Origin of the sequence: Pseudomonas sp. R2-7-07 (assembly GCF_003852355.1) — a bacterium.
Lineage (GTDB): Bacteria > Pseudomonadota > Gammaproteobacteria > Pseudomonadales > Pseudomonadaceae > Aquipseudomonas.
In genome coordinates, this window is record NZ_CP027759.1 from 5,340,170 (window position 1) to 5,353,428 (window position 13,259).

General features: G+C 62.0%; 10 protein-coding genes. 7 read left to right on the forward strand and 3 right to left on the reverse strand.

What is annotated here, in order from left to right; translation table 11 throughout:
• The first annotated feature begins 174 nt into the window (after positions 1-174).
• Entirely contained in the window at positions 175-2,637 is a 2,463-nt protein-coding gene (locus C4J86_RS24570) for a penicillin-binding protein 1A (protein WP_372239272.1), read from the forward strand.
• 198 nt (positions 2,638-2,835) lie between these two features.
• Here C4J86_RS24570 and C4J86_RS24580 read toward each other — a convergent pair whose 3' ends face one another.
• From C4J86_RS24580 to rpmE, 3 genes are all read right to left on the reverse strand, one after another.
• Entirely contained in the window at positions 2,836-4,104 is a 1,269-nt protein-coding gene (locus C4J86_RS24580; RefSeq protein ID WP_124364741.1) for a malic enzyme-like NAD(P)-binding protein, read from the reverse strand.
• A 181-nt stretch (positions 4,105-4,285) separates the two neighbouring features.
• Positions 4,286-5,092 carry a thermonuclease family protein gene (locus tag C4J86_RS24585; RefSeq protein WP_124372119.1) on the reverse strand — a complete coding sequence of 269 codons (807 nt, stop codon included), beginning with the start codon at positions 5,090-5,092 and terminating at the stop codon, positions 4,286-4,288.
• Positions 5,093-5,106: 14 nt separating this feature from the next.
• Entirely contained in the window at positions 5,107-5,343 is a 237-nt protein-coding gene (gene rpmE / locus C4J86_RS24590; RefSeq protein ID WP_003237330.1) for a 50S ribosomal protein L31, read from the reverse strand.
• 251 nt (positions 5,344-5,594) lie between these two features.
• On the opposite strand from rpmE, the gene C4J86_RS24595 reads away from it, so the two are divergent.
• The 6 genes from C4J86_RS24595 to C4J86_RS24620 all read left to right on the forward strand — a co-directional run bounded on the left by C4J86_RS24595 (position 5,595) and on the right by C4J86_RS24620 (position 13,177).
• A complete protein-coding gene (locus C4J86_RS24595; RefSeq protein WP_124372120.1) occupies positions 5,595-7,814 on the forward strand; it encodes a primosomal protein N' in 2,220 nt (739 codons plus the stop codon).
• A gap of 235 nt (positions 7,815-8,049) precedes the next feature.
• On the forward strand, positions 8,050-9,786 hold the full coding sequence (argS, locus tag C4J86_RS24600) for an arginine--tRNA ligase (RefSeq protein ID WP_124372121.1): 1,737 nt from the start codon (positions 8,050-8,052) through the stop codon (positions 9,784-9,786).
• A 1-nt stretch (position 9,787) separates the two neighbouring features.
• Entirely contained in the window at positions 9,788-10,489 is a 702-nt protein-coding gene (locus C4J86_RS24605) for an SPOR domain-containing protein (protein WP_124368642.1), read from the forward strand.
• Between the two features lie 255 nt (positions 10,490-10,744).
• Positions 10,745-11,275: an ATP-dependent protease subunit HslV gene (gene hslV / locus C4J86_RS24610; protein WP_003171209.1), complete on the forward strand. Its 531-nt coding sequence runs from the start codon at positions 10,745-10,747 to the stop codon at positions 11,273-11,275.
• Between the two features lie 37 nt (positions 11,276-11,312).
• Complete coding sequence (gene hslU, locus C4J86_RS24615; RefSeq protein WP_124364746.1) at positions 11,313-12,650, forward strand: ATP-dependent protease ATPase subunit HslU; 1,338 nt, start codon at positions 11,313-11,315, stop codon at positions 12,648-12,650.
• Positions 12,651-12,799: 149 nt separating this feature from the next.
• Positions 12,800-13,177, forward strand: a complete 378-nt coding sequence (locus tag C4J86_RS24620) for a gamma-butyrobetaine hydroxylase-like domain-containing protein (RefSeq protein WP_124368644.1) — start codon at positions 12,800-12,802, stop codon at positions 13,175-13,177.
• The last annotated feature ends 82 nt before the right edge of the window (positions 13,178-13,259 follow it).

The window sequence follows — 13,259 nt, forward strand, 5'->3', positions numbered from 1 at the left end:
GCAGCGTGCATTCGGTCGACTTGTTTGAGCCGCGCGAATGACGCCCGAAGGCGAAAATGCTTTAATGCCCAGCGTTTTTTCCCGCTTTTTATCTGCTGCCCGGGTCGATCCATCGTTTGCCATGCATGCCCCGACGCATAACTCTTTCATTTCTCTGGAAATCCAAAAGCCTTGATTCGTCTGCTGAAGTTTTTCGGGTACTCCATTGTCGCGATCGTCTGCGGGCTGCTGCTCGTACTCAGCGGGGCCTACCTCTACCTTAGTCCGGGTTTGCCGTCCGTAGAGGCTCTCAGAAGTATCCAGTTGCAGATTCCTTTGCGGGTCTACAGCAGCGATGAAAAACTGATCGCGGAGTTCGGCGAAATGCGCCGCACCCCGATCCGTTTCGCCGACATTCCACCCAATTTCATCAGCGCGTTGCTGTCGGCCGAAGACGATAATTTCGCCAACCACTACGGCGTCGATCCCAGCAGCCTGGTACGCGCAGCCACGCAGTTGGTAAAAAGCGGACACATTCAATCCGGCGGCAGCACGATCACCATGCAGGTGGCGAAGAACTTCTTCCTCACCAGCGAGCGCAGTTTTTCGCGCAAGGCCACCGAGATCCTGCTGGCGCTGCAGATTGAACGTCAGCTGACCAAGGATGAAATTCTCGAGCTGTACGTCAACAAGATTTACCTGGGCAACCGCGCCTACGGCATTGAGGCGGCTTCCCAGGTGTACTACGGCAAGTCGATTCGTGATGCCAGCCTGGCGCAGATGGCGATGATTGCCGGCCTGCCCAAGGCGCCGTCGCGCTTCAACCCCTTGGCCAACCCGGCGCGCAGCAAAGAGCGGCGCGATTGGATCCTGGGACGCATGTACAAGCTGGGCAAGATCGACCAGGCGGCTTACGAAAGCGCGGTGGCCGAACCGTTGAACGCCAGTTATCACGTGCCGACGCCGGAAGTGAATGCGCCGTATATCGCCGAGATGGCGCGTGCCGAGATGGTCGGCCGGTATGGCAGCGAGGCCTACACCGAGGGTTTCCGTGTCACTACCACCGTGCCAAGCAACTTGCAGGAAATTGCCAACCATTCGCTGCACGAAGGCCTGATCACCTATGACCAGCGCCACGGCTATCGCGGCCCTGAATCGCGCCTGCCGGGCAAGACCCTGAGCGCCTGGACCACCGAGCTGGGCAAACAGCGCTCCATCAGTGGCCTGGAGCCGGCCATCGTCACCCAGGTGAAGAAAGACGGCGTGCAAGTGCTGACCCGCACCGGCGAAGCGCATGTGGCGTGGGACAGCATGAAATGGGCGCGCCCATTCCTGAATACCAACAGCATGGGCCCGATGCCCAAGCAGCCGTCTGATGTGGCGCAGGTGGGCGATTTGATCCGCGTGCAGCGCCAGGCGGATGACAGCCTGAAATTCAGCCAGGTCCCGGTCGCCCAGGGCGCCCTGGTGTCCCTCGACCCGCAAAACGGTGCGATCCGCTCCCTGGTCGGCGGCTTCGCCTTCGAGCAGAGCAACTACAACCGCGCCACCCAGGCCAAGCGCCAGCCGGGCTCGAGCTTCAAGCCATTCGTCTACAGTGCCGCGCTGGATAACGGCTATACCGCCGCCAGCCTGGTCAACGACGCGCCGATCGTGTTTGTCGATGAGTACCTGGACAAAGTCTGGCGCCCGAAGAACGACACCAACACCTTCCTCGGCCCGATCCGCATTCGCGAGGCGTTGTACAAGTCGCGCAACCTGGTGTCGATCCGCCTGCTGCAAGCAATGGGCGTGGGCAAGACCATCGACTACATGACCCGCTTTGGCTTCGCCAAGTCTGACCTGCCGCCGAACTTGTCCCTGGCCCTGGGTACCGCCACCCTCACGCCGATGGAAATCGCCACTGGCTGGAGCACCTTTGCCAACGGCGGTTACAAAATCTCGCCGTACCTGATCGACAAGATCGAAAGCCGCAATGGCGACACCCTGTTCACTGCCAACCCGCCACGGGTGCCCGGCGATGTGGTCAATGGTGTGGCGGCGACCGATGGTCTTGCCGCACCTAGCAACGGCGGCATCACCATCGAGCCGACCCCAAGCACGACGCCTGCAGCAAATACCCCCGCGCCGGCCGAGCCGCAAGCACCGGCAGTGGCTGAGCGCATCGTGGACGGCCGCACCACCTATATCCTCAACAGCATCCTGCAAGACGTGATCAAGAAGGGTACCGGCCGACGCGCATTGGCCCTCGGCCGCGCGGACATCGCCGGCAAGACCGGTACCACCAACGAATCCAAGGATGCCTGGTTCTCCGGCTACAACGGCGACTATGTGACCACCGTATGGACCGGTTACGACCAGCCGGAAAGCCTGGGCCGTCGCGAATTTGGTGGCACCGTCGCGCTGCCGATCTGGATGAGTTACATGGGCGCGGCGCTGAAAGACAAGCCGCTGCACACCCAGCCGGAACCGGAAGGCATCCTCAGCCTGCGCATCGACCCGGTAAGCGGCCGCGCAGCCTCGCCAAGCACGCCGAACGCCTACTTCGAACTGTTCAAGAGCGAAGACACGCCGCCGTCGGTCAACGAGCTGGGCAACGGGGTTGCACCGGGCAGCCCGCTGCCGGCAGATGAAGGTGCGCCGATCGATCTGTTCTGATGACGCTCGTTCCCACGCTCCGCGTGGGAACGCCGCTTTGGACGCTCTGCGTCCAGGGTGCGCGCACGGCTTTGTGGCCAAGCACATGTGACGCGGAGCGTCACGGGGTGCATTCCCACGCGGAGCGTGGGAACGATCAGCCACAAAAAAGCCCCGACTCGCGAGAGCCGGGGCTTTTTGTTGGTGCGCTACAACGGCTTAGCCGTTGAACACATCATCCACGCTTTTGAGCGGGTAGTTCTTCGGATACGGCAGGGTTGCCACACCGGTCTCGATGGCAGCCTTGGCCACGGCATCGGAGATCAGGGTGATCAGGCGCTTATCCATTGGTTTGGGAATGATGTACTCACGCCCGAATTCCAGCTTGGCGCCACCGTAAGCGTCGCATACATCCTGCGGCACCGGCAGCTTGGCCAGTTCACGCAGGGCGTTGGCGGCCGCTACTTTCATCTCTTCGTTGATGCGCTTGGCGCGAACGTCCAGGGCACCACGGAAGATGAACGGGAAGCCCAACACGTTGTTGACCTGGTTCGGGTAGTCCGAACGGCCGGTGGCCATGATCACGTCGCTGCGGGTGGCGTGCGCCAGTTCCGGGGAGATTTCCGGATCCGGGTTGGAGCACGCGAACACGATCGGGTTCGGCGCCATCGACTTCAGGCCTTCGGCGCTCAGCAGGTTCGGGCCGGACAGGCCGACGAACACGTCGGCACCGTCGAGGGCATCCGCCAGGGTGCGCTTGGAGGACGGGTGGGCGAACATCGCCTTGTACTGGTTCAGGTCGGTGCGCTCGGACTGGATCACGCCCTTGCTGTCGACCATGTAGATGTTTTCCAGCTTGGCGCCCATGCTGATGATCAGCTTCATGCAGGAAATGGCCGCAGCACCGGCGCCCAGGCAGACGATTTTCGCCTCGCTCAGGGTTTTGCCAGCGATTTCCAGGGCGTTGATCATGCCGGCCGCAGTAACGATCGCGGTGCCGTGCTGGTCATCGTGGAATACCGGGATGTCGCACTGTTCGATCAGGGCCTTTTCGATCTCGAAGCACTCAGGTGCCTTGATGTCTTCCAGGTTGATGCCACCGAAGGTGATGGAAATGCGCTTGACGGTGTCGATGAAGGCCTGCGGGCTTTCGGAGTCGACTTCGATGTCGAAAACGTCGATGCCGGCAAAGCGCTTGAACAGCACGCCCTTACCTTCCATGACCGGCTTGGAAGCCAGTGGGCCGAGGTTACCCAGGCCCAGGATCGCGGTGCCATCAGAAATCACTGCAACCAGGTTGCCCTTGCCGGTGTACTTGTACGCCAGCTCGGGGTCGCGGGCGATTTCACGTACGGGCTCGGCAACGCCAGGGCTGTAGGCCAGCGACAGGTCGCGGGCGGTGGCAGTGGCTTTGGTGAGCTCTACACTCAGCTTTCCTGGACGAGGATTGGCATGGTATTCGAGAGCGGCAGTTTTCAAATCAGACATATCGGCATTCCGCTTTTACTGTTGGTCGACGGACCGCCGAGGATACGCGTGTCGTAAAGCCCCTACAAGACTGGTCGGTCACAGGTGTCAAGGCCCTGCAACGGCGTACTTTAGTCTAAAGCCACGGGATACAAGGGCTTGACTGTTCACAATCGACTTAAAAAATGTCTACAATTTTTTATCATTGCGCTAATTTGAGCATGCCGGGATCGGTGATCGGCAGCAGCCAGCGTGCCTGGTCGTTTTTGTGCCCACTCCGCCGAGAGCGATCCTGAACCCAGCCACGCGCCTCGATTGTCTTGCCTTGCAGACCATTGAGCATGGCAGTGTCGAATTGATGGGCCAGATCGGGCGCAACGCGTAATACCAGTGAACCCTGCAATTCGATCCAGATTCCGCCGCGATTGCGTTCGATCTTGCTGACACGGCCGCTGACCAGGGCGAAGCCGGACTGCTTGAGCCGGGCCACCCCTTGCACCGGCGATTGCCGCCACAGGCCCAGCCCTGCCTGGCGCGCCGTGTGCTCAGCGGCCTGCTGACAGGCAACGAGGTCGACGTTGGGCGCGACACCCACCTGAAAACCCAGGCCCTCGGCCAGTAATTGGGCTTCCAGGTTCTTGCCGTCGGCGCTGTAAAGGTGCGCCAGGGTGCGCCCATAGCGATCCTTGGCCTCGCGACCCGGCACCAGCCCGACGCGTCCTCCACTGGCGCTCACCAAGGCTAGCAAGCGCTGGCGGGCGGCGATGGCAAAGGGCTCGTCAGCGCGGCCCTTCTTGCCAGTTTCCGGGGCGTTGAGGCCGATCAGCCGCACGCTGCGGCCATCCTTGAGGCGCACGGTGTCGCCGTCCACCACGCGCTGTACTTCTACACGCGCCACGGAGGCCGGCGCCGGGCAAAACACCTGGGCCTGGGCTGCGCCGAACCAAATCCCAGGCACAAAAAAGGCGCCCACAAGGGACGCCTTTTTCAACAGCTGGCAAAAGCCCATAAGGCCTTTGAGCCTTACTCTGCTGGAGTAGCAGCAGCAGGCTTCTTGCCGAAAGCACCAAAGCGATCTGCGAAGCGCTGTACACGGCCGCCGGTGTCCAGAGTTTTCTGCTTACCGGTGTAGAACGGGTGGCACTCGTTGCATACGTCAGTACCCAGTGGCTTGCACAGGTTCGAACGAGTCTCGAACTTGTTGCCGCAGCTGCAGGTGACTTCAATGGTTTCGTACGCTGGATGGATATCGGCTTTCATGGCACTTCCTCGGGCTAGCGTGCCGCCACTCGACACTATTGTCGAATACCGCACGTAATTAGGCCGCGAATTCTAACAGACCTTTTCAATCGCGCAAGCGGCGGTGACGGCCGAGTACTCCCTTTCATCAGAAAATCCCGGCGCCTGCGCAAGTCTCTCCTTCCTGCAGCAGAGACGGGACACCTCCACCGTCGGTCTGCTAGGCTCCCGCCCCTGCGCCACCGCCTGCCTTTATAGATGAGACTTCTCGCGTGCCCGACGCCATTTTGCGCCTAGCCCTGCCCTCGCCCCTGCGCCGCCTGTTCGATTATCGGGCCCCGGCCGGCGTGCCGCGTGCGCAGCTGGAGCCAGGCATGCGCGTGCGCGTGCCGTTCGGGCGCAGGGAGATGATCGGCATCCTGGTGGAAGTCGCCGACCACAGCGAAGTGCCCGCCGAAAAACTCAAGCCGGCCATCGCCATCCTCGACGCCACACCGCCGCTGCCGCCCGCGCTGTTCAAGTTGTGCCTGTGGACCGCGCAGTATTACCAGCACAGCCTGGGCGATACCTTGAGCTGGGCGCTGCCGGTGCTGCTGCGCCAGGGCGAACTGGCCGAAGCGCGCCAGGAGCGGTTCTGGTCGATGACGCCCGGCGCTCGCCTGGATGACCCGCGCATCGCCCGCGCCCCGCGCCAGCGTGAAGCCCTGGCCACCCTGGCCCAGCACCCGCATGGCGTCGCCCATCAGCTGTTGAGCAAGCTGATGCTGAGCAAAGACAGCCTCGACCTGTTGCTCGCCAAAGGCCTGGTGCAGGTGGAAATCCGCAAGCATGCCCCCGACCCGCGCCACGAACACTGGCTGGCGCAACCGGAGCTGCCGTTGAACCCCGAACAGCGCGCCGCCTATGAAGCGATCCGCGCCGGGTTCGACAGCTTCCACGCGTTCCTGCTGGCCGGCGTTACCGGCAGCGGCAAGACCGAAGTCTATTTGCAGTTGATCCGCGAAACCCTGCAAGCCGGTAAACAGGCGCTGGTGCTGATCCCCGAGATCAACCTCGGCCCGCAAACCCTGGCGCGTTTCGAACAGCGCTTCAACGCCCGCATCGCGCTGGTGCACTCGGCGGTCAACGACCGTGAGCGCCTGGAGTCGTGGCTGGCGGCGCGGGACGGCGAAGCCGACATCATCATCGGCACCCGCTCGGCGCTGTTTACCCCGATGAAAAATCCGGGGCTGATCATCATCGATGAAGAACACGACGGCTCCTATAAACAGCAGGAAGGCCTGCGTTACCACGCCCGCGACCTGGCGCTGGTACGCGCACGCCAGGAAGACATCCCGATTGTGCTCGGCTCGGCCACGCCTTCCCTGGAAAGCCTGCATAACGCCTACACCGGCCGATATGGCCTGCTACGCCTGAATGAGCGCGCAGGTGGCGCTAAGCAGCCGCGTTTCCTGCGCCTGGATGTAAAAAGCCGTCCGCTGGACAGCGGTATTTCCGGCCCGATGCAGCAAGCCATCGGCCAGACCCTCGCCGCCGGCCAGCAAGTGTTGGTGTTCCTCAATCGCCGTGGCTTTGCGCCGACGCTGTTGTGCCATGACTGTGGCTGGATGTCCGAATGCGAACGCTGCGATGCACGCATGACCGTGCACCAGCGCTACGGCGAACTGCGCTGCCATCACTGCGGCCATGTCGAGCCTGTGCCGCGCCACTGCCCGCAATGCGGCAAGGTCGACCTGCGCCCGGTCGGCGCGGGCACCGAGCGCGCCGAAGAGCGCCTGGGCATTCTGTTCCCGGATTACCCGGTGCTGCGGGTGGACCGCGACAGCACCTCGCGCAAAGACGCGATGAACCAATTGTTCGCCACCATCCAGAAAGGCCAGCCGTGCATTCTGGTTGGCACGCAAATGCTCGCCAAAGGGCATCACTTCCCACGGGTGACCCTGGTGTCGATCCTGGATGCCGACGGTGGTTTATTCTCCGGCGACTTCCGCGCCAGCGAGCGCATGGCGCAGTTGATCGTGCAGGTCGCCGGCCGCGCCGGGCGCGCCGAAGAGCCGGGCCGGGTGATTATCCAGACACACCTGGCCGACCACCCGCTACTGATTCAACTGACCGAGCAAGGTTACTTTGCCTTCGCCGAGCAGGCATTGAGCGAACGCCGCGCCGCCGGGCTGCCGCCGTTTTCGCACCTGGCACTGCTGCGCGCCGAGGCGCATAAACCGGGCCAGGCTGAAGGTTTTCTCGACGAAGCCTGCAGCGCCGCCGAACGTTTGCTCGCCGAACTGGGTCTGAGCGGCATCGAACTGCTCGGCCCGGTGCCGGCACCGATGGAGCGCCGCGCCGGGCGCTATCGGGCGCAGTTACTCTTGCAGGCAACGTCCCGCGCACCGCTGCATCGGCTATTAAGTAGCTGGTTGCTTGCCCTGGAGCAAATGCCCAGCGGCCGGCAAGTGCGATGGTCGCTGGATGTAGACCCGGTAGATTTGTATTAAGCCGTCCCCTGCAGGAGCGCGCTTGCTCGCGAAAAACGTTAACGATAACGCGGTATCCTGATTTCACGCGGCGCCCTCGGGTTTTTCGCGAGCAAGCTCGCTCCTACAGGGGCACAACGCCCTTAAACAGCTCCACAGGTCTGGAACGGTTGGCAAGCCCGCCCTCGCCACGGATAATGCCCAGTTTTTCCACCTGCGCATCGCGCGCCGCCGCTTGCGGTCGAAAGAGAACACCATGAAAGACACCATTCGCCAGCTGATCCAGCAAGCCCTCACCCAACTCGTCAACGAAGGTGTGTTGCCTGAAGGCCTGTCGCCGGCGATCCAAGTGGAGAACACTCGCGACAAGACCCACGGCGACTTCGCCAGCAACATCGCGATGATGCTGTCCAAACCCGCGGGCATGAAACCCCGCGACCTGGCGGAAAAAATCATCGCGGCGCTGCCGGCCGACGCCAGTGTCACCAAGGCCGAAATCGCCGGCCCAGGCTTTATCAACTTCTTCCAGAACACCCAGGCCCTGGCGTCGCGCCTGGATGCCGCCCTGGCCGATGCCAGCATCGGCGCACGCAAAGCCGGCGCCAGCCAGCGCGTGGTCATCGACCTGTCGGCACCGAACCTGGCCAAGGAAATGCACGTTGGCCACCTGCGCTCGACCATCATTGGCGACGGCGTGGCGCGGGTACTGGAATTTCTCGGCGACACCGTGATCCGCCAGAATCACGTGGGCGACTGGGGCACCCAGTTCGGCATGCTGATGGCGTACCTGCAGGAAAACCCGATCACCAGCAACGAACTGGCCGACCTGGAAAACTTCTACCGCGCCGCCAAGAAGCGCTTCGACGAATCCGCAGAGTTCGCCGACCGCGCGCGCAGCCTGGTGGTCAAGCTGCAAGCGGGCGACAAGGAATGCCTGGAACTGTGGGGTCGTTTCCGCGATATCTCGCTGTCCCACTGCCAGGAAATCTACGAACTGCTCAACGTCAAGCTGACCATGGCCGACGTGATGGGCGAAAGCGCCTACAACGATGACCTGATCAACGTGGTCAACGACCTCAAGGCCGCAGGCCTGCTGGTCGAGAGCAACGGCGCGCAGTGCGTGTTCCTTGAAGAATTCAAGACCGCCGACGGCGAACCGCTGCCGGTGATCATCGTCAAGGCCGATGGCGGCTATCTCTACGCCACCACCGACCTGGCCGCCGTGCGCTACCGCAGCGGCGTGCTCAAGGCCGACCGCGCGCTGTATTTCGTCGACCAGCGCCAGGCCCTGCATTTCCAGCAGGTGTTCGAAGTGGCGCGCCGCGCCGGCTTCGTCACCCACCCGATGCACATGGAACACATGGGCTTCGGCACTATGAACGGTGCCGATGGCCGCCCGTTCAAGACCCGTGACGGCGGCACCGTGAAGCTGATCGACCTGCTGACCGAAGCCCAGGAACGCGCCTACAGCCTGGTGAAGGAAAAGAACCCTGAGCTGGCCGAGGCCGACCTGCGCAACATCGCCCGCGTGGTAGGCATCGGCGCGGTGAAATACGCCGACCTGTCCAAGCATCGCACCAGCGACTACAGCTTCAACTTCGACCTGATGCTCAACTTCGAAGGCAACACCGCACCATACCTGCTGTACGCCTACACCCGCGTGGCCGGTGTGTTCCGCAAACTGGGCAAGGACTTCAGCGAAGTCGAAGGCCAGATCGTGCTGGACGCGCCCCAGGAGCAGGAACTGGCCGCCAAGCTCGCGCAGTTCGGCGAAGTGCTCAACAGCGTCGGCGAGAAAGGCACCCCGCATATCCTCTGCACCTACCTGTACGAAGTGGCCGGCCTGTTCTCCAGCTTCTACGAGAACTGCCCGATCCTCAGCGCCGACGATGAAGCCCAGAAGCACAGTCGCCTGCGCCTCGCCGCACTGGCTGGACGGACCCTCAAGCAAGGCCTGGAGCTGTTGGGCCTGGAAACTCTGGAGCGCATGTAAGTTGGCCGCCAAGAAAAAACCTGCACCCAAGCGCGGCGCCAGCCGCTATCAGGCCCCGGCCAAGCAGCCGATTCCGGGTTGGCTGTGGATGGCCATCGGCCTCACGGTCGGCGCATTCGTGGTATTTCTGATGAAGCTGGAGCCCGGCCAGGGCGATGACGTCAAGCGCGTCAAACAGGAGCAGCAGAAAGCCACGAAGATCGCCGAGGCCAACAAGACCGCACCAAGCCCGACGGCGCCGGTGAAGCCCAAGTACGATTTCTACACACTGCTGCCGGAATCGGAAGTGATCGTGCCGCCCGACGCCGTGCCGGAGAAAACCCTGCCGACGCCGCAAGTGCCGACCACGCCGGTGACGCCTGCGGAAGCGGCGAAAATCGACACGGCGCGCGCGCAGGCCGCGCTGGCCGGGATCACCCCGCCGCCGGCACCTCCAGTGGCAGAGACCAAGGCGGCGCCGGTGACCAAGTTCTTCCTGCAAGCGGGCTCGTTCCCGAAACAGGCGGATGCCGATCGTGTGCGGGCGCAGATCATTCTGTTGGGTCAAGCGGTGACGGTGGAATCCGGCACGGTGAAGGACGCGACCTGGTATCGCGTGCTGGTAGGCCCGTTCAGCAACCGCGAGCAGTTGACCGTGGCGCAGAAGCAATTGGCCGGAGCAGGGTTTAGCAACCTGTTGTTACAACAGCGCCAGAGCCGCTGACTCTAGCTCAACAACAATCAAAATGTGGGAGGGGGCTTGCTCCCGATGGCGGTATCAGTCACCAGATTCATTGGCTGACACACCGCTATCGGGAGCAAGCCCCCTCCCACATTGGTTTTGGGGTGTTCTGGAACCTATGTCAGACACATAGACACCATTCGTCCGTCCCGACCTCCCAAGGTTGAAATCATCCCGACCACCCCCATATCAGTTTCCATCAGGGCATTTTCGCCCCGCTGCGTGGAGACTCTCCCCTTGACCACCATCGTTTCAGTACGTCGCCACGGCAAAGTCGTCATGGGCGGCGACGGCCAGGTTTCCCTGGGTAATACCGTGATGAAAGGCAACGCCAAGAAAGTGCGTCGCCTGTACCACGGCCAGGTGCTCGCCGGGTTCGCAGGCGCGACCGCCGACGCCTTCACCCTGTTCGAGCGTTTCGAAGGCCAGCTTGAAAAGCACCAGGGCCACCTGGTGCGTGCCGCCGTCGAACTCGCCAAGGAATGGCGCACCGACCGCTCCCTCAGCCGTCTTGAAGCCATGCTGGCGGTCGCCAACAAAGACGCGTCCTTGATCATCACCGGCAACGGCGATGTGGTTGAACCTGAACATGGCCTGATCGCCATGGGTTCGGGCGGCGGCTATGCACAAGCTGCGGCCAGCGCGCTGTTGAAGAAAACCGATCTGTCGGCGCGTGAAATCGTCGAGACCGCGCTGGGTATCGCCGGCGATATCTGCGTGTTCACCAACCACAACCAGACCATTGAGGAGCAGGACCTCGCCGAGTAAGCCGTAGGCTTATTCCCGCTTGAGGCCGCCAAACACTATGTCCATGACTCCCCGCGAAATCGTCCATGAACTCAATCGCCATATCATCGGCCAGGACGATGCCAAGCGCGCCGTTGCCATTGCGCTGCGTAACCGCTGGCGCCGGATGCAACTGCCCGAAGAGTTGCGCGTTGAAGTAACGCCAAAGAACATCCTGATGATCGGCCCGACCGGTGTTGGTAAAACCGAGATCGCCCGGCGTCTGGCCAAGTTGGCCAATGCACCGTTCATCAAGGTCGAAGCCACCAAGTTCACCGAAGTGGGCTATGTGGGCCGCGACGTCGAGTCGATCATTCGCGACCTGGCCGACGCCGCGTTGAAAATGCTGCGCGAGCAGGAGGTGACCAAGGTCAGCCACCGCGCCGAAGACGCCGCCGAAGAACGTATCCTCGATGCCTTGCTGCCACCGGCACGCATGGGTTTCAACGAAGACGCCGCGCCATCGTCGGACTCCAACACCCGTCAGCTGTTTCGCAAGCGCCTGCGTGAAGGCCAGCTGGACGACAAGGAAATCGAGATTGAAGTGGCCGAGGTGTCCGGCGTCGATATCTCCGCGCCACCTGGCATGGAAGAAATGACCAGCCAGTTGCAGAACCTGTTCGCCAATATGGGCAAGGGCAAGAAGAAAAGCCGCAAGCTCAAGGTGAAGGAGGCGCTGAAACTGGTGCGCGACGAAGAAGCCGGGCGCCTGGTGAATGAGGAAGAACTCAAGGCCAAGGCCCTGGAAGCGGTCGAGCAACACGGCATTGTGTTTATCGATGAGATCGACAAAGTCGCCAAGCGCGGCAACTCCGGTGGTGTCGATGTATCTCGCGAAGGCGTACAGCGCGACCTGCTGCCGCTGATCGAGGGCTGCACGGTGAACACCAAGCTGGGCATGGTCAAGACCGACCACATCCTGTTTATCGCCTCCGGTGCTTTCCACCTGAGCAAGCCAAGCGACCTGGTGCCGGAGCTGCAAGGTCGCCTGCCGATCCGCGTGGAACTCAAGGCGCTCACTCCGGGCGACTTCGAGCGCATCCTCAGCGAGCCGCATGCGTCGTTGACCGAGCAGTATCGTGAGCTGCTGAAAACCGAGGGTCTGGGGATCGAATTCCAGGCAGACGGTATCAAGCGCCTGGCGGAGATTGCCTGGCAGGTCAACGAGAAGACCGAGAATATCGGTGCGCGGCGTCTGCACACGCTGCTTGAGCGCCTGCTTGAAGAAGTGTCGTTCAGCGCTGGCGACATGGCTGGTTTGCAGAATGGCGTGGCGATCAAGATCGACGCGGATTACGTCAACAGCCACCTGGGTGAATTGGCGCAGAACGAAGACTTGTCGCGGTATATCCTGTAAGCCTCACACAGAACTGCTTTGCTTCAAATGTGGGAGGGGGCTTGCCCCCGATTGCAGTGGGTCAGCTACAGATAAGCTGACTGATCCACCGCTATCGGGAGCAAGCCCCCTCCCACATTGTTAAGCCGGTTTATTCAGGAGTACCTCATATGGCCAAGTTTCCTACTGCTGTAAACCTGCACAAAACCTCCAACACCCTCGGCCTCACCTACGGCCCCGACGAGGTTTACCAGTTGCCCGCCGAATTCCTGCGCGTGCACTCACCCTCCGCCGAGGTCCAGGGCCACGGCAAACCCATCCTGCAATTTGGCAAGCTCAACGTTAAGTTGATCAAGCTGGAACCGGCCGGCCAGTACGCACTGAAATTGACCTTCGACGACGGCCATGACAGCGGGCTGTTCACCTGGGACTACCTGTATCAACTGGCCGTGCGTCAGGACGCGCTGTGGGCGGATTACCTGGCCGAACTGAAAGCTGCCGGAAAAACCCGCGACCCGAGTCAGTCGGTCGTGCGCCTGATGCTCTAGCCCAGGCTTCTTGCTCTTTAGAGGGCATTTTCTAATTTCATCTGCTTGAATGCCCTGTCTGGTGGCCAACGATTGGCCTGCT

Coding starts and splice junctions, on each gene's coding strand:
- C4J86_RS24580 (WP_124364741.1), bottom strand. CDS start 4,104: ATGTCTGATTTGAAAACTGCCGCTCTCGAATACCATGCCAATCCTCGT.
- C4J86_RS24585 (WP_124372119.1), bottom strand. CDS start 5,092: ATGGGCTTTTGCCAGCTGTTGAAAAAGGCGTCCCTTGTGGGCGCCTTT.
- argS (WP_124372121.1), top strand. CDS start 8,050: ATGAAAGACACCATTCGCCAGCTGATCCAGCAAGCCCTCACCCAACTC.
- C4J86_RS24620 (WP_124368644.1), top strand. CDS start 12,800: ATGGCCAAGTTTCCTACTGCTGTAAACCTGCACAAAACCTCCAACACC.
- hslU (WP_124364746.1), top strand. CDS start 11,313: ATGTCCATGACTCCCCGCGAAATCGTCCATGAACTCAATCGCCATATC.
- rpmE (WP_003237330.1), bottom strand. CDS start 5,343: ATGAAAGCCGATATCCATCCAGCGTACGAAACCATTGAAGTCACCTGC.